General features: G+C 54.6%; 15 protein-coding genes. 8 read left to right on the top strand and 7 right to left on the bottom strand.

Annotation, left to right across the window (positions count from 1 at the left end):
• Positions 1-57: 57 nt before the first annotated feature.
• From CAF73_RS08080 to CAF73_RS08055, 6 genes are all read left to right on the top strand, one after another.
• Complete coding sequence (locus CAF73_RS08080; protein WP_054882005.1) at positions 58-387, top strand: hypothetical protein; 330 nt, start codon at positions 58-60, stop codon at positions 385-387.
• A 92-nt stretch (positions 388-479) separates the two neighbouring features.
• On the top strand, positions 480-1,448 hold the full coding sequence (locus CAF73_RS08075; protein ID WP_085702428.1) for a DUF932 domain-containing protein: 969 nt from the start codon (positions 480-482) through the stop codon (positions 1,446-1,448).
• 80 nt (positions 1,449-1,528) lie between these two features.
• Complete coding sequence (locus tag CAF73_RS08070) at positions 1,529-2,530, top strand: YqaJ viral recombinase family protein (RefSeq protein WP_085702427.1); 1,002 nt, start codon at positions 1,529-1,531, stop codon at positions 2,528-2,530.
• A gap of 88 nt (positions 2,531-2,618) precedes the next feature.
• Positions 2,619-3,512 carry a hydrolase or metal-binding protein gene (locus CAF73_RS08065; protein ID WP_085702426.1) on the top strand — a complete coding sequence of 298 codons (894 nt, stop codon included), beginning with the start codon at positions 2,619-2,621 and terminating at the stop codon, positions 3,510-3,512.
• 55 nt (positions 3,513-3,567) lie between these two features.
• Positions 3,568-3,756 carry a hypothetical protein gene (locus tag CAF73_RS30450; protein ID WP_085702425.1) on the top strand — a complete coding sequence of 63 codons (189 nt, stop codon included), beginning with the start codon at positions 3,568-3,570 and terminating at the stop codon, positions 3,754-3,756.
• 59 nt (positions 3,757-3,815) lie between these two features.
• Positions 3,816-4,139 (top strand): hypothetical protein, encoded by a 324-nt coding sequence (locus tag CAF73_RS08055; RefSeq protein WP_085702424.1) that lies wholly within the window; start codon positions 3,816-3,818, stop codon positions 4,137-4,139.
• 9 nt (positions 4,140-4,148) lie between these two features.
• On the opposite strand, the gene CAF73_RS08050 is transcribed toward CAF73_RS08055, so the two are convergent.
• Positions 4,149-4,496 (bottom strand): helix-turn-helix domain-containing protein, encoded by a 348-nt coding sequence (locus CAF73_RS08050; RefSeq protein WP_038609684.1) that lies wholly within the window; start codon positions 4,494-4,496, stop codon positions 4,149-4,151.
• Positions 4,497-4,635: 139 nt separating this feature from the next.
• Here CAF73_RS08050 and CAF73_RS08045 point away from each other — a divergent pair, with 139 nt between their 5' ends.
• Together CAF73_RS08045 and CAF73_RS08040 are read left to right on the top strand one after the other, a co-directional pair.
• Positions 4,636-4,989, top strand: a complete 354-nt coding sequence (locus CAF73_RS08045; protein ID WP_085702423.1) for a hypothetical protein — start codon at positions 4,636-4,638, stop codon at positions 4,987-4,989.
• A gap of 49 nt (positions 4,990-5,038) precedes the next feature.
• Positions 5,039-5,827, top strand: coding sequence for a hypothetical protein (locus CAF73_RS08040; protein ID WP_085702422.1), 789 nt, complete (start codon positions 5,039-5,041; stop codon positions 5,825-5,827).
• A 172-nt stretch (positions 5,828-5,999) separates the two neighbouring features.
• Here the strand turns inward: CAF73_RS08040 and CAF73_RS08035 are convergent, their stop codons facing one another.
• The 6 genes from CAF73_RS08035 to CAF73_RS08010 form a co-directional block, all read right to left on the bottom strand.
• Entirely contained in the window at positions 6,000-7,676 is a 1,677-nt protein-coding gene (locus CAF73_RS08035; RefSeq protein ID WP_085702421.1) for a UvrD-helicase domain-containing protein, read from the bottom strand.
• Positions 7,673-9,577, bottom strand: a complete 1,905-nt coding sequence (locus tag CAF73_RS08030; RefSeq protein WP_085702420.1) for an ATP-dependent endonuclease — start codon at positions 9,575-9,577, stop codon at positions 7,673-7,675. The genes CAF73_RS08035 and CAF73_RS08030 overlap by 4 nt, the downstream gene beginning before the upstream one ends.
• A 140-nt stretch (positions 9,578-9,717) precedes the next feature.
• Positions 9,718-10,962, bottom strand: a complete 1,245-nt coding sequence (locus tag CAF73_RS08025) for a restriction endonuclease subunit S (protein WP_085702419.1) — start codon at positions 10,960-10,962, stop codon at positions 9,718-9,720.
• Positions 10,955-12,604, bottom strand: a complete 1,650-nt coding sequence (locus CAF73_RS08020) for a class I SAM-dependent DNA methyltransferase (protein WP_085702418.1) — start codon at positions 12,602-12,604, stop codon at positions 10,955-10,957. Before CAF73_RS08020 ends, CAF73_RS08025 begins: the two co-directional genes overlap by 8 nt.
• Positions 12,598-15,708: a type I restriction endonuclease subunit R gene (locus CAF73_RS08015; protein WP_085702417.1), complete on the bottom strand. Its 3,111-nt coding sequence runs from the start codon at positions 15,706-15,708 to the stop codon at positions 12,598-12,600. The genes CAF73_RS08020 and CAF73_RS08015 overlap by 7 nt, the downstream gene beginning before the upstream one ends.
• Before the next feature lie 27 nt (positions 15,709-15,735).
• Positions 15,736-15,942: a helix-turn-helix domain-containing protein gene (locus CAF73_RS08010; RefSeq protein WP_003235107.1), complete on the bottom strand. Its 207-nt coding sequence runs from the start codon at positions 15,940-15,942 to the stop codon at positions 15,736-15,738.
• Positions 15,943-16,119: the final 177 nt, after the last annotated feature.

Here is a 16,119-nt window from a genome sequence, read left to right as displayed (position 1 = left end):
AAATAACTTTCAACCACACATAACCACCTTGACTACACCATCAAGGAGGTTCGCCCCATGTCATTGCAGTGTCCTCGCTGTCATTCCCCCAAAGTCGCTTCATTCCATCACGCCATGAAAGTCGGCGCGGCCATCGGCACCGTGGGTGGTGCTGCACGTGGCGTCAGTGCTGCGTTGGCTGGAGGCCAAGCGGGCGCGCTCATTGGCGCTATCGCCGGCCCTGTCGGTATCACACTCGGTTCGGTATCGGGTGCCATTCTCGGTGGGCTGGCCGGCGGTGTCGGTGGCTGTGCTCTCGGCGCCCAGTTGGGTGAGTCGCTCGATCGCCACGTCCTGGCCCACAACCTCTGCTTGCTATGCGGCCACCGCTTCAACCTCCCGACCTAACTAAGTCAACTTCCCTTCTATTTATTGCGTCCGGACGGTGCTGCGCTCTGCGTGGCGCTTTATGCCGGCTTGCACCTAAAGGAATTACAACCATGGCTCATCTCGTCGAAACTATGGCCTATGCTGGCGAAACTCCCTGGCATGGCCTGGGCAATCAGCTCACTCAGAAGCAACCCATCGAAGTTTGGCAACGCGAAGCCGGCATGGACTGGGAGATCCAGGAAAGCCCCGTCCTCTTCAAATCAGGGACCATCGGCCACCTGGGCGCGATCCATTCCTTCCCCGAACAGAAGGTGCTGTTCCGTTCGGATACCAAGGCGCCGCTGTCGGTGGTCTCTCAGCGCTACCACACCGTGCAACCGCGCGAGGTGCTGGAGTTCTACCGGGATCTAACCGAGGTCTCCGGTTACGAGCTGGAAACGGCCGGCGTACTGAAGGGTGGCCGCAAGTTCTGGGCGTTGGCGCGTACCGGGCAAGGTGCTGCGCTCAAGGGTAACGATCAGGTCAACGGCTACCTGCTGCTGGCCACGTCCTGCGACGGCACCCTGGCGACCACGGCAACACCCACCACCGTGCGCGTGGTCTGCAACAACACCTTGACCATCGCCTTGGACGGCACCAGCCGCGCGATCAAAGTGCCGCACAACACTCGCTTCGACCCGAAGGCAGTAAAGAAGCAGCTCGGCATCGCCGTCTCGCAATGGGACGACTTTATGTACCGCATGCGTGCGCTGGCCGAACGCAAAGTCCAGTGGCATGAGGCGCTGGGATTCCTCATGTCCGTGCTATGCGAGACCAATCCGACCGGCGCACTGCCGGAGGTACTGCCCAACGAACGCGCTCTGCGCAAGGTTCAGGAGCTGTACGAAGGTCGTGGTCGGGGCAGTCAGCTCGACTCGGCACGCGGCACCGCCTGGGGCTTGCTTAACTCCGTGACCGAGTTTGTCGATCACGAGCGTCGTGCACGCAGCAATGAGTACCGCATGGACTCGGCTTGGTTCGGCCAAGGGGCGCAGATCAAGCAACGTGCCCTGGACACCGCCCTGCAACTGGTCGCCTGACCGCTTACCTCCTTCAACTCCATAACGCCCGATCAGCGTAGCTGCTGATCGGGCGTTACTATTTCTGCAAGGTGAACGCTATGAACGCTACTCCGTTGCGCAGCACCAGCAAGGCTCGTCCAGCGCTGCGCCTGATCAGCACCAAGGAACTGCCTCGTGAAGATTGGCTGGAGGTGCGCAAGCAAGGCATTGGCAGCTCGGATGCCGGCGCTGCGGTGGGCCTAAATCCCTACAAATCGCAGTTGGAGCTGTGGCTGGAGAAAACCGGTCGAGACACTACACTGCCAAAAGCCGATCCACATGATGAAGAAAGCCCGATGTATTGGGGCAACGTCCTAGAGCCCATCGTGGCCTGGCACTACAGCAAGCGTACTAAGAACAAGGTGCGGCGCATCAACGCCGTGCTGCAACACCCGGATCCCGAGCTGCCCTGGATGCTGGCCAATATAGACCGCGAAGTAATCGGCGCGGACGACGTGCAGATCCTCGAATGTAAGACCGCCGGCATAAACGGCGCACGCCTTTGGAAGGAAGGCGTACCCGAGTATGTAGAACTGCAAGTGATGCACCAACTCGCAGTCACCGGCAAACAGGCGGCAGATGTGGCGGTGCTGCTCGGCGGTCAGCACTTGGAGATCCATCGCATTGAGCGAGATGAGCAGATGATCGCCCGCCTGATCGAACTGGAGCGTAAGTTCTGGACCTACGTGGAAACCGATACCCCGCCGCCAGCCGACGGCAGTGCATCAGCCGAGGCGGCTTTGCGCTGCTTGTACCCGGAGGACAACGGTCAGACCGTCGACTTCAGCGGCCATGCAGGATTGGCGGAGGCCTACTTAGAGCTCAAGGCCGTGCGCCAATCCATCGGCGAGAAACAAACGCGCGAGGCCCAACTTAAGCAGATGCTGCAGCAAGCCATCGGCGAGGCCACCCGAGCGGAGTTCTCCAGCGGATATATCAGCTGGAAGAAATCTAAGGGCTGCACCGAGCTCGATGTCGAACGCCTACTAAAAGAGAAACCTTACCTGCAGGTTCGCTACGCCAAAACCAAGGAAGGCAGTCGCCGCTTCCTGATCAGCTGACTCCGCTATCCGTTACTTCCCTCCCCTTGGCCAGTCCACGCAGTTAGCGCTGCGTAGCTGGCCTTTTTTCATTTTCAGGAGAACCATCATGTTGAAAGGCTTAGCCCTAACGCCGCCCGTGCTCGGACGCATCTCTATCGGCAAAGTCATTGAGAGAAACGGTAAACGCCTGCCGGAGAAAGATGATCAGTTCACCATCACATCCCAGGTACAAAGTAGGGATGGCTGGCTGCTACATCCACTCAATGACGAACTGCGTCAGAATAAGGAAGACAAGCTGCGCAGTATTCCTATACGCCTATTGTTCAACGAACCGGAGCTGAATTTCCGGGCCGACTACACCCTGTTCGACCGGCAGTCCGGGCGACCGTTATGCGTGGGCAATGGTGAAACCTGCAAGCGCTCTGCCCAGGACGGCATACAGTCTCTGCCCTGCCCTTCGCCCGACGCCTGCACACTGGCCAAAGGCGGTGCCTGCAAGCCTTACGGCCGACTGAATGTGATTATCGGTGATGAGGATTCGTTGGGTAGCTTTGTGTTCCGCACCACCGGATTCAACAGCATTCGCACCCTGGCTGCTCGACTGCATTATTTCCAGGCCATCTCAGGTAATCGACTGGCTTGCCTGCCGCTGGAGCTGCGTCTACGCGGTAAATCCACCCGCCAAAGCCATGGCACGCCGATCTTCTATGTCGACCTCACGATACGCGCTGGCATGGATATGAGCGAAGCGCTGCAGAAGGCGAGCGAGCTGGATACACAGCGGCAAACAGCAGGTTTCGATCAGAGGGCTCTAGATGACGCAGCTCGCCGAGGCTTCGGCAACGGCGCCTTCGAGGACAGCGAGGAGGACAGTCACGTCGTGATCGAGGAGTTCTTCGTAAATTCGGAGCCCGCCAGCACCTCTAGCCAGGGTGAATCGCAGCCAGCTCCCAACTCCCTCGCTGGAAAACTAGAAGTCCTCACCTCGCAAGCCCACTGAATCAAACCTATCGGTGCCGAGTACATCGCCAGGCACAAGATCTTGGAGACCCGCCATGTCGCTACTGCGTTTTTTGCTCTGCTTGTTCATATTCGTCGGAGCGCTTGCAGCCGCCGGGGCGCTGGTGCTGAGTATTCTGCTCATGCTGCGCTTCCCACCGCTGTTACTGGCCGTGGTGCTGGCATGCTGGATCCTGAGTCGCTTGCTCAGACTACCGTCCCCCGACCACAGAACTCCCACCTGAAATACTCAAAACCACCGTGCGCGGCCGTATCCATGGCCGCTTCTTCAGGAGAATGAATCATGCTTCGACACTGCTTGATCTGCGACTCCAAGGCCAACCTGATCCGGGAGGCTGCCAAAGGCATCGCACTACTGGTCGGCCTGGTTGGCAGTGCGTTGCGAGAAGCGCAGAAAGCGAATGAGGATACCCAAGCGCCAGACAGCCATCTGCTCATCAATGGGTTGGCCGCTATCACTCCCGCGTATCCATCGGCGTTGCGGGTAGCCGAGGATGTCGCCAAATATCACTTCGCGGGGTTCAACTGTTTGTGCCTACGCTGTGGTGCTCTGTTCGACGAGCCTGGGGAAAAAGAATCCTCTGAAACAACAAAGCAACCGCCGTGACTGAGCCCATCAGTCGCGATCAAGCCTAGTGACAAGACGCTCCACCATGTCCATGACGAAGTCGCGGTCATGCGCCTCCAGCCTAGACAACAAGTCATAGAGCCTCCGCGCCTGGTCCTCTGGGCGTGAACTCCCCTCGGTCAGCAGGTCAGCCGTTTCACAACGAAAAACCGCTGCCAGCTCCACCAAACGCTCGATGTTGGGCATAACGATCCCTCGCTCGATACGGGATACGGCCTCGCTTCCAATCCCAAGCTTTTCCGCAACCTGCTCCTGACTCAGCTTGCAACGAGCACGCTGGCGAGCAATTGCTTGGCCAACAAGCTCCGCCAACTGCTTCGATTCGGTTTTTGACATGCCGCCCTCCAGTTCAACCTGGATAGTTGGCTATCAACCTGTTGACATGAAGGACTTATCAAACCGAGACTCACCCTAAAAGGTTGTTATTCCACCCTTTCTCAAAACCACTATCTCTTGCAGGGAGCTCAGAAAACCCATGATCGTCGTAACAGGTCTGAATGAAGCGCAGATTGAAGGTCTCGTGAAAAGTAAAGCGTCCTTCGAGATCCATGGTCTCAGGGGCAATTTCATGGCAGGTATCAAACTGGTTGAAACCAAGATTGAAAGCCAGGGGCTGAAGTGTCGAGTCAAAAGCGATGTGAAAAGTGCAGTGGTACAAGGCGGCGCACTCGGCGCCGTATTCACCGTCCTGACAACACCTGCAACATTGACCATAGCGACATTAACGGCTGCAGCAGGCGTAGGTCATACGCTCGTTACGTATAACCCCGACTACGAAATCATCAAGGACTACGTCAACAAGCGGCTCAAGGTTGTTTACAAGAAATAGCAGCTTTGCTCAGCCCTCTCGTCAAACCCTTCATAGTAAGAAATAAACCATGAAACGTATCCTCAGCATCCTTCTTCTCGCGTTCTGTGCTCACGCCAACGCTGAAATCTCCGCGTACCAAGGTACAGCGGCTTTCTTTCCCGACGAGAAATCGACCCACAACCTCCCGGAAGCGATTCCATGCGTCACCCGCCCAGCAGCGACGGGTCTACCAATGCTCTTCTGTACCTGGCTCACAAGCACGCGGTACGTGGACCTATGGGACGCTCAGCGCCAGCAGAGCGTCCGCATCACCAATAAAGCCAATGGCATGTGCCAACGTGGCAAATGTCGAATCCAAGATGCAGAGGTAGGTAATTGGACGGAGGACACTCCGTTCCAACTCTCCATCTGGTATCGCATAGGCAGTAGCACTGATGGCAAGCCTGTCGCTTACCGCATCGACGCCACCCGTCAAGTGTCATACGCCGAAGCGGGCAGCCTGCTGATGAAGTTCTACTTAGATGCAGGTGTCCCGGACAATGAACTGGTTTCGACCTTCGACAAGCGTTACATCGGTGGTTGGGCAGCGTGGAATCAGGAGAAGGGCGGGGCTGCATCAGCAGCGACGAAGACTCCAGCTGCTCCCCAGTCCGAATGGCCAGAAGTCAAAACCGCCTGGTGCAATCCGCGCATGGATGACGACTGCTATATCAACAACAAGAAGGTACCACTAGCTGAACTGGGTAAATGGTTACCGGACATCAGCGAATCAAATGCCGACCAGCTAGGCGGCCACTGTGAAACCATCCTCTGCTTCGACAAAGATGACCAGCCGATGGGCTATTTGTTGCAATAATAATCCTGAGCACTGCCGGACCAGTGAAAGCACGGTCGGCTTGGTAAACCTGACAATAGGGGGCATTCGTCCCTTATTGGCTTCACTTCAGTATTTATTTTTTGACCAATTTTATAATTGCGTAGCCCAACCAGACGATTACGTTGTTATTAACCACTGCCTAGCACGCAGATTATGTTGCGTTGCTTAAAAATAGCCTGGCATAGCCGAGAAACTCTGCATGGGGCACTCTTTGCTCAACCCACTTGTATGGTTTGGATGGAGGCGTTTCACGGCGCTCACTGACGGTCATTATCAATCGACGCTTGGCCCGTGATACGCCAACAAAGAAAGCGCAACGCTCTTCGTCTGCCTTTCCCCAGAAGGTTTGGTTTTCGACGCCAAGGAGGATGACCGAATCGAACTCCAAGCCCTTGCTCTTATGCATCGTCAGAATGCGTACCGCTTGCTCATCCGAAAAGCGCTCAAGGGCCTTGGGCAGATCGGGCTCGATCTTGAGCAATTCTTCAATGCGCATTTTGGTGTCCCGGACAACTTCCTTGAGCCTGTCGTGGGATTCATAGTCTGATGAAAGCGCGACCAAGGTTTCGATACTGACTTGCTTCAAGAACGACCGTACCGACTCCCACCAGCCGGAGAACGGCACCTCAAGAAGCTCAGCTACGACAGCTTCTTTTCGCTGCTGCTTGATCAAACGATCTAAATTCTTCCGCGTGCTTGACTGGATTTCGTCATCCGCGAAAGGAATTAACTGGTTCATTAACCGAACCCAGGCTTTGGGCTCGCGCTGTCCATAGAGACAGGACAAATAGTCAACGATCAAGCGCGCGACAGGCTCTACCGTGATGTCCTGCATCTGCTGTTCGTTACGAAAAGGAATTCCCCGCACCTCCAACGCTGCCATGAGATGGTCGGCATACAGCTCCAATTGCTTGGAAACAAGCACCGCTGTTTCCGACGGGGGCAGCTGCTCTACTCTTATCCAGTTGGCAATCAAATCCGCCAAGTACTCGGCCTCTCTGCGACTGTCCTCAAATTGCCATGCGAAAACCTCACCTTCATCACCGGCAAGCTGCTCGTCGGGCATGGCTGACGCGAGATCAAGTACACGAATGATCTCGTTCTGCACCCGAAGCAGGCGTGGCTTGGAACGGAAGTTGCGGTACATGTTGAGCGGTACCGCAGCAAAATCAGCCGCGAAGGTTTCAAAGATGCCATCGAGTGCCCCGGCCCAGCCCATGATTTTTTGTTTGGTATCGCCAACGGCTGTGAGACGAATGCTGGTGTCCTGAAAGGCAAGCTTTACTAGCTCGTACTGCAGGTTAGTGCAGTCTTGAAACTCATCCAGAAAGACATCGCTGTAGGTCTGACGAATGGCGTTCCGAGCCACTTTTGACTTCCGCAGTATCTGGATAGCCAACGGCACCAAGTCTCCGAACACAATTTGAGTTCGGGAGCGCCCCACCTTGCTATCGGCGATTTTGTAACCCGCGTCCAGGGCATCTTCACCCGTCAACACTGGCCGGAATCGATCGATGATGCGCTTGGCAAAGGCATGAAAGGTGAAGCTATCAAAGCGTGAGGCCAGATCTGGGCCGCAGCGACGCTGAACCCGCTCTTTCAGGTTCTTGCTGGCATCAACTTTGAACGAGATGGCCAGGATCCGCTTGGGATAACGACAAGTGCCGGTGCGCAAAAGAAAATCTGCTCGCTGTGCAAGCATCTCGGTCTTGCCAGCACCAGGCCCTGCAGTCAGGGCAAGACAGCACTCCTGCTCCTTGGCTGCGAGCAAGGCATTCGGTTCAAGCGTCAACCCGTCAGCGGGCTGCCAGGCTTCGACTGCAATCACTCCGGCAGCTCCGCGAGTTTGGCGATGACGGTGTCTGCCAATCTGCTCAGGGATGCTGGCATATTTTCAAGCAACTCTTGGTCGCTTAGTTGAGCAAGTGCACTGATATGCGCGGCGGGCTTGCTGCCAAGCTTGAAGCGTTGATGATAGGTGCCAAACAGCTTGAGTTCGTCTTCGCTGTATTGGGAGGAGTCGTGATGGCTTTTCCCGAGAACAGCCTTGATCACGTCTGCATCTGGCACCTCCTTTTCAACGCCATAAGCGTCTGGATAGGCGAGAAGCATCGCGAAATCTAGGTCCATCGGGTCGGAGAAATATACGTCCCGTTCTTCAAAGGCCTCTATGTAAACGGGATACTCACGCACCTTGTGCTCACTGGAATTCCATTTCGGAATTCCATGGTCTTTTGGAAGGACCTTGTCCGCTCGAAACGTTCCCAGCTGGTCGTTTACGTATTTAAACCGACCCCACCCCGCTTGATGGCGGGCCACATCCAAATCAAGCAACGTTAGATATGGAATCCGCAGGGCCTCCAGCAGACGCCAAAAATGGTTCACGTGCCTGCCCCCCAGCGGCGCTATCGCGACAGCGGACTCATCAATCGGCGCACCTTTGGCCCGCAAGAGGCGTGGCAACACAATCTCTTCGCTGTCCCCTTCGCCGAGGACAATCAATCGAGAGAAATAAACTTCAGGGAATGCCTGTACTGCCTCGCGCACGAACTTGTGTGCTTCGTCTGTTTTTTCAGGCAATTGAATGCACGTTACGCGCGATTGCCGCGCCTCGGTCAGCCGCAAGTAGCGGATGTGTTCAGGCTCGACTCGCCGAAGCATGGAAGGCGCATGCGTAGCGATTAGGGCTTGAGCATCGCCTTGGCTTGTCATGGCATTCAATGCACTTACAATCCTTCCCAGATAGTGAGGGGAAAGACTGTTCTCAGGCTCTTCAACGGCAACCAGTGTAAAAACGGGGGGCCGCAGTTTGTCAGGATCGAAAGACTTGTCTTTCTCCGCTAAGACGGCACGACCTATAGCCTGTGACGACAGCACGAGGGACAGATAGAGCATCGATTTCTGGCCATCGCTAAGTCGCGAAAAATCGACAAAGTTTTCATCATGCCCTGGCGTGAACGAGACGGACATATGCCGTAGCAAGGCCTCAATCTCAGAGGCCGCGAAAGTAATCTTGGGATCGGCAAAGAAACTGCCTTTGTGCAGCGATGCCCATGTCATTTGCAGATGCTCGCTGAACGCATTGACTGATGGGTTGGCGGCCAGGCTGTCGCTTATGCCGTCAGTAAGTCCCCTGATGACGTCTCGCTCTTTGTCAAACTGCACAGCGCGGAGCATGCGCCCAAGCAAAGCATTGGCCCCATAAGCAATGTGGTCGGCAGGGTCACGTCGTGCGGGCAGGTAGTGGACATGTATATGGTTGCGCTCGGCTCGCGGCACTTGCGCAGTGGTGAGCGGCGAACCATCTGGATTGACATCCAGCACATAAACAAAGGTTTCTTCGATGTCGCCATCCTGTCCCATGACTGCGCTCAGACGGAAACGCACTCGCGGAATACCGTCCGGCTCGTCTAAGCGCATGTGACCAAAATGAGGAGCAACCGTGCTGTTGTCTTCGTCTTCCGCCAGTTCAGGGAAAAGAAAATCTGCTTCGATCCAAAGCTGGCGCTCCTCCGGAATATCCTTCTCATCGAAAGCGACATGAAAATCAGACCGCTGGATGCGACGCTGGGACGGATCGAAAGCGAACAATCGGCACAATGCTTGAAGCGCAGCTGTCTTGCCGGCCCCATTAGGGCCGATCAAGTAGGTGATGGCTTCGAGGTCAACGTCAGTAGGCCCGGCACCGTAAGACTGAAAATTCGATAGGCGCAGCGTCTGTAGCTTCATAACTCTTGATCATCCTTGTTGTTACTCACCGCTCGCGGAGCGCAGTACACAGCAGCTCGCCGACCATGCAAATGAAAATCAGAAGCCTGGTAGCAAGATTGCAGATGCGTTTTTGTAGTTTTCAGTCATGGCAGGCCACCTTACGCCAACGTGACCTGGCCGTTCATCAGCATGGGCAGCAGCCAATCGCGGAGTTGAGCAAGCTGCAGGTTCTCTTTGATGTTGTTGGCGATCTTCTCGTACGCGGGCTCAACAATCGCTGCGAATTTCTCGATCACATCCGCCGTTGGAATTGCCAGCTTGGTCAGTTCAATATCATTCGAGACGATGGAGTCGAAGACAGACCCGGAGGATTTAACCTGCAGGTGATGGATCAAATCCTTGGCGAGGAGGAACAGAAATGTGTGACTGATTCCTGGTTTGGCGCGCAGAGCGTAGCAGGATTGATTCATTGCCATACCGACGCCTGCTAGTGTCAGCTTGCCTACAGATCCCCGCGCCGTAATGAAAACAGTATGCTTTCCAAAGAGCCTGGTGCTACTGCCTTTTAGGCCTTCATCAGTTATGTAGTCTGCCGTCGAGAACTTGAAGCTTTCTCCATTGGCATCAGTTGGGGTGAAGAATGGAATATCACCGCCCCAATATTCAGCCTTCTTTTTCGTGGGCGTGCCACCACCAAGCAGTTCAGCAACGGCGAGAATGCTTGAGTCTGACCATCCGTACGGAATAGCCCGCTTCAGCACAGTGCTATAAACCATCTTACCGCCGGAGGACCTGTAAGGTTTACCGTTGAAGTCTGGGAAGTCGAACTGCATGAACCAGTAGTCGTACAGTGTCTTAGCCATCGACTCAAGTTCTGCGTTGATTCGGTTGTTGTACTGGATTTTAGAATCAATATTCTTCAACAAACCGGATACTTTTTTTTGCTCAGATATCTCCGGTATGCGAATGCGAAAATCTGACATTTCGTTTAATGCAATTCTATCTACTGTCGCACCGGTAATCGTGTTGGCAATAATGGTTTGCTGAAACGCAGGCGATAGATAAGCATATAGAAGGTACTCTGGAATCACCCTTTCTTTATGCGGACGTAATAACCCCATTCGGCGGCCCAAGCAAGCCTTGATGCCATTGGGCATAAGCGCAGCCTCGCCTAGGCGCGTTTCATATGAAAAAAGCAGATCGCCTTCTTGGGGGGTAACTCGCTTTGTCCATTTTTTGAAATCGACTTCGCTGAGGTGGGCTGACTTAGAAAGATCAAGACGTCCACTGTTCAGGCTAGAAATACTTAAAAAATAGGGTCCATCTTCTATTTTTTCTGGTGTAGCGTGCGGGCCATCAAAAATAGTCGCAACATTACTGATAGTGGTCATAAAGTCACTCATTTAGAGTCACTCCTGCCAACTGCTTCATAATCTCTTGCTCTAACCCAACTGATTCGGAGAATAGAGTGCCCAGAGTCTCAGTGAACCCTTGCATCTTGGCTGTGAATTGCGCCTGCGTCAGCTCGGTATAGTCGAGTTTGACATCGAAATACTGCCCTGCACTTAAGGAGTAATTCTTGGTAGCTATCTCGTCGTAGCTAACTATTACGGAGAAATTATCCACCGCTTGCTTGGAGTTAAAGGTTGCAATAATGCGGTCTTCTTCGATTTCAGAAAGCAAAGTTTTCTGATTCTTGCCGTCCTTGACCTTGGTACCGAGGTTAGAAGCATCAACCAGAACCACTCCATCCTTATTTGCAGCATCGATAAACAAAATTGATACGTTAGTTCCGGTCGTGGCGAAGATGTTGCTAGGCATGGATACAACGCCAGCCAGCATTCTGTTATCAACCAGATGCTGACGGACTTTTTTATCTATGCCGCTTTGTGCACTTATAAAGCCGGTAGGTACTACCACAGCCGCTTTGCCGCCCGACTTTAGCGAATGAATGATGTGCTGCAAGAAGAGCTGGTAAATGGCCATCTTGTCGACGGCCTGCTTGGGGATATTTGGTACCCCGGCGAAGAAGCGCTCCTGATGTTCCTTGCTATCCAGTTCGTTACGAAAATCGCTGAAATCCATCTTGAACGGCGGATTGCTGACAATGTAATCGAATTTTTTAAGCGCCTTGCCCTCCCGGTGGTAGGGGTGGAGCATAGTGTTGCCCTGGATGATATTGGGGATGGAATGCACCAGGTTATTGAGGATCAGGTTCAAGCGCAGCAGACTGGATGATTTTTGCGAAATGTCCTGCGAATAAATGCTGCAGCGCTGCTCGCCGATGGCGTGGGCGATGTTCATCAGCAAGGTGCCGGAGCCGGCGGACGGGTCGTAGCAGCTCACGTTCCTGATTTTGCCGCGCACATTTTCGGGAACCAGAATGGCAGCCATGATCTTGGCCACGGCGTGTGGGGTGTAATACTCGGCGTATTTGCCGCCGCTGTCCTTGTTATAGTCCTTGATCAGGTATTCGAAAAGCGTGGAATAGAAGTCGTACTTCTGAGTAAAGATGCTCTCAAAGCTGCGCTCTAAACTGAATTCCACCAGTTTGTTGATCAGGGCACGGCAAAAATCGTCGCGCTTGGATGGGTCGGAGATGTATTCGCTGACGCGATCAAACAACGTGACCTTGGCTCCGCCATCGGTTTTCACCGCGAAGATATCGTTGTTGGTAATGGCGATGTCGCGCAGGGTATCGTCAAACAACTTGGCGAATTCAGGCTCATTCTGCCGGACGAATAAATGGGCGAGGAAGTGCTCTGGCTTGAGGCGTGGAGTGTCCGGCCCCAACTGCAACTGCAACATTTCCAATTCATCAGCGCTAAGACCGGCCATGGCCTGCTCCCAAGTGAGGGCTTGGCTTAGCTCGGGACGGATTTTCTTGGCTTCGAAGGTGAATTTGTCGTTGAGGAACTTATAGAGAAAGACCTGGGTGATGATCTTGAATTCGTTGCCGTCGTTGCCAAGACCAAAGCTGGCACAGATGGTCTTGAGACTGTCGATCAGCCGGCGAGTGCGTTGCTCAAATTCCTGCGTTACCACGTACGTGTTCCTATTCGAGTGCCTGAGGCAAATTCATTTATGTATTCGGCCACCACCAATTGGTTGATGGTGCGGGAAGCGCCTGGGGTGAGCTGAATTTTCTGGCGATTTTGAAACTCGCCAATCACCAGCGGCATCATCATCCCTTCAAAGTAGCTTTCGTTGTTCACTAGCTGAGTGTTCTGCAGCACCTGTTCGTCGGCCTGCTGTTTCACGCCGGAAAGCGCCTCAAACAGACGGCGTTCGGTTTGTGTGAGGCCGCCGCGCTCTTGCAGACGCTTGTGGATGCGGGTGTATTTGGCGTCACCTTGGTACTTGGCGCGCAGCTGATTATTCTGCCGATTGAGCTCTTTGACCTGGTCGTGAATCGCGTTGAGCGCGCCGATGTTGGCAGTCATTTCTTCCTGACTGACTTCGTTGAGTTTCTTTTTCTTGAACAGTCGCTCCAGCTCTTCTCTGAGCGTAATGAACTTGGGATCTTGCTGGTCGAAATTGTCGACCAGAGCTTCACGGGTCTGACGCAGGGTGTTCTTGAGCTTGTCAGCCAGTACCAGCTCTTCTTCCCGGATCTTGGAGAACATGAACAGCACATCTTCCAGCGCCACGTTGAGCAGGTTGGCGGTGTCGGTGCTGGATTCGATGCTCTCTTTCAGATTGAGCATATCGAGGTGGTTGCAGGTTTCGCGGTAGAGCTGGTTGAGCTTCTGGAAATCAAGCTGCTGCAGGAGTGCGTAGTCGCCCTGCAGGCGAATCAGGTTATAAAGGCTGCGGGCGTCGGCCAGTGCCTTCTTGAGCGCCAGCACCGTGGCGCGATCCTGAATTTGGATGATCTGCCGCGAAAACTCTTCGGCGTTCTCGATGTTGAAGCTAAACAGGATGTCCTTGATCGCTTCGATTTCCTCGGCGATTTCTTCAGCGGATTTGAACAGATTGGAGTAGTGCTCGACCTCGTCGCCCAACTCGGCCTGCAGCTCATCGAAATAGGCCTTGTTGGTGGCGTCGAACTCCTTGCGGATGTCGGCGAAATCGACCACGTAGCCGTAGCGGAAATCCTTATAGGTACGATTGACGCGGGTGAGCGCCTGCAACAGGTTGTGCGAACGGATCACCCGGCCGAGGTAGAGCTTCTTCAGGCGCTTGGCATCGAAGCCGGTGAGCAGCATGTTGTAGACGAACAGCAGGTCAATTTTGCCCGCCTTAAAGTCTTCCACCCATTGCTTACGTTCTTCTTTGCTGCCTACGTCATGCAGAATCAACGCGGCGCTTTTCGCCTTATTTTCCAACTGAATGCGGGCAGCATCGCTGCCGGGCTGCGCGGCGGCGATCAAGGCCTGCGAAGAGTCCTGCAGGTTGGGGCTGGGCTGGCCCAGCTTGGCATGAACAGCGTTGAAGATCTCGAACATCTGCCGGGCCTGTTCGGCGCTGTCGCAGATCACCATACCGCCGATGCTGGCGTCGGCTAGCGCACCGCGGCTCTTTTCGAAATCACGCACGATGTATTCGAGCATAGGCTCGACGAACTTCGGGTGGGAGTAGACAAGCTTGCGGTCAATGTCACCCTGTTGCAGTTCTACAGCGGCCAGCGCTTCCTGAAGGACCAGTTTGTAGTTGGTGGCAATTTCTTCACGGATCAATCGCAGGGTGTAGCCGTCTGCGATGGATGCGTTGTAGTAGTACTTGTGGATGTAGTCACCGAACAAGGCACGGGAATTGCGATCGTCACCTAACAAGGGGGTGCCGGTAAGGCCAATCTTGATGGCGCTGCGGTCTGACTGGCTGAGGTTGGCGAGGAAACTGCCCTGTGGGTTGTAGCTGCGGTGCACCTCATCAAGGAAGTAGACGCGCTGAATGTTGACGTCGTAGTCCTCAGTACGCACCACGTCCGGGTCATCCTGGAATTTCTGGATGTTGACCACGGTGATCTCTGACCTGCCGCTGTGGTTGTGCAACACCTGGGTGGCCTTGATGTCGCGAGCGAAGGCTTCACGACTGTCGATGCTGTGTACGATCAGCCCGCGCCCGGCAAATTCGCGCTGGGCCTGGGTGAGCAGATCGAGCCGGTCGACGATGAAGTAGAACTTGGGAATGATGCCCTGACGCTGAAAGTAGTCCGTCAGAAAGCGGGTGTTGTAATAAGCAAGCGCGGTCTTGCCGCTTCCCTGGGTGTGCCAGATGATGCCCTTGCGTACGCCAGCGTCGAGCTTCTTCTCAATCGCCTTAGTGGCGAAAAGCTGCGGGTATCGCATGACATGCTTTTGCAGGCCGTCGGCCTCGTTCACATAGACGAGCGAAAAACGCAGCAGAAAGGCCAAGCGTTGACGGCTGAACAGTGACGTGCAGATACGGTTGGTCGGCGCGTCGGGATCCTTGTTACTGAGGAACTCCGGACTGTGCTTGATGACGTTGAGATTGTTGTCGCGCAGCACCGCGTTCTCGATGTCGTCATCTTCTGCGGTCAGCAGCTCGGCCAGATTCAACGCTTCCTCTTCACGGAAGTAGTTGAAGATTGGCGAGTCATACGAAGGGCTGGCATAGAAGGCACCTTCGATTGGCTGCGGCGAGCCGTCTTCATACTCCATGTTGTTGGAGAAGACCATCAACTGGGTAATGTTGATGAAGCGACGGAAGCGCAGATTGCGGCAGCGCGTGATGATGCGGTTGCGCTCGGCCAGCACGCCTTCGCGGTTGTTAGGCTTCTTGACCTCGATAAAGGCCAGCGGCATGCCATTGATAAGCAGGGTGATGTCGGGCCGGAACTCATCATCACCATTTCGGCATGGCAGCTCGGTCACAACGTGGAAGCTGTTGTTGTCGAAGTTCTCGAAGTCAATCAGACGGGTGCCCGAGCGCTCGGTGAGCCTATCGCAGAAGGCCTGACCGAGGTCCTCGTTATCTAACAGGAGCTTGACCTCAGCCAGCAGGCGGTCGATGTCATCGGCCTCCACACCAGGGTTGATCCTGGCCAACGAAGAACAAAAAAGCGCCGGAAAGATATTGGTTTGCTCATCCCAGGAAGCACCTTTCAGGGAGAGGTAGCTGTAGCCCAGGCGAACCAGGTGCAAGATGCAGGGGATCTTGACGCGCGAATCTTCACTGAAAACCATCAGGTGTGCTCTTCCTTATGCAATGCGCTAGTTGTGTTGCGCTGCGGTGTCGAAGGCATCATCCGCCCCACCAGCCCGCACCCATTCATCCACCTCGGAGAGCTGGAACTTCCAGAGTCTGCCAATGCGATGAGCCGGCATGCCCCGCCGCTCACGCCAGCGATATACCGTGTCCTTGGCCACCCCCAAGTGAAGGGAGACCTGCTCGGCAGTGACCCAAGGTTCAGTATTCATGGCAATTACGCTCAATCTCAAGCTGTCATAGTCGTGTTAAGTCGACGGGAGACTACCAGAACAGGGTACAGTTGGGCAGATCTCAGTCCCTCTTGTTGTCTTCATTAGGCCCAACTGCTGATGGCGGAGAGTTGTATGCTCTGTTCACCATCAGCTCGAGCTGCGTACCCCCGCAGA

The organism is Pseudomonas sp. B15(2017), from assembly GCF_002113215.1.
In the GTDB taxonomy this organism is placed as follows: Bacteria; Pseudomonadota; Gammaproteobacteria; order Pseudomonadales; family Pseudomonadaceae; genus Aquipseudomonas.
Note: the sequence above shows the minus strand (reverse complement) of the source record. Positions and strands in the feature narration are given on the sequence as shown.

Coding starts and splice junctions, on each gene's coding strand:
- CAF73_RS08080 (WP_054882005.1), top strand. CDS start 58: ATGTCATTGCAGTGTCCTCGCTGTCATTCCCCCAAAGTCGCTTCATTC.
- CAF73_RS08075 (WP_085702428.1), top strand. CDS start 480: ATGGCTCATCTCGTCGAAACTATGGCCTATGCTGGCGAAACTCCCTGG.
- CAF73_RS08070 (WP_085702427.1), top strand. CDS start 1,529: ATGAACGCTACTCCGTTGCGCAGCACCAGCAAGGCTCGTCCAGCGCTG.
- CAF73_RS08065 (WP_085702426.1), top strand. CDS start 2,619: ATGTTGAAAGGCTTAGCCCTAACGCCGCCCGTGCTCGGACGCATCTCT.
- CAF73_RS30450 (WP_085702425.1), top strand. CDS start 3,568: ATGTCGCTACTGCGTTTTTTGCTCTGCTTGTTCATATTCGTCGGAGCG.
- CAF73_RS08055 (WP_085702424.1), top strand. CDS start 3,816: ATGCTTCGACACTGCTTGATCTGCGACTCCAAGGCCAACCTGATCCGG.
- CAF73_RS08050 (WP_038609684.1), bottom strand. CDS start 4,496: ATGTCAAAAACCGAATCGAAGCAGTTGGCGGAGCTTGTTGGCCAAGCA.
- CAF73_RS08045 (WP_085702423.1), top strand. CDS start 4,636: ATGATCGTCGTAACAGGTCTGAATGAAGCGCAGATTGAAGGTCTCGTG.
- CAF73_RS08040 (WP_085702422.1), top strand. CDS start 5,039: ATGAAACGTATCCTCAGCATCCTTCTTCTCGCGTTCTGTGCTCACGCC.
- CAF73_RS08030 (WP_085702420.1), bottom strand. CDS start 9,577: ATGAAGCTACAGACGCTGCGCCTATCGAATTTTCAGTCTTACGGTGCC.
- CAF73_RS08025 (WP_085702419.1), bottom strand. CDS start 10,962: ATGAGTGACTTTATGACCACTATCAGTAATGTTGCGACTATTTTTGAT.
- CAF73_RS08015 (WP_085702417.1), bottom strand. CDS start 15,708: ATGGTTTTCAGTGAAGATTCGCGCGTCAAGATCCCCTGCATCTTGCAC.
- CAF73_RS08010 (WP_003235107.1), bottom strand. CDS start 15,942: ATGAATACTGAACCTTGGGTCACTGCCGAGCAGGTCTCCCTTCACTTG.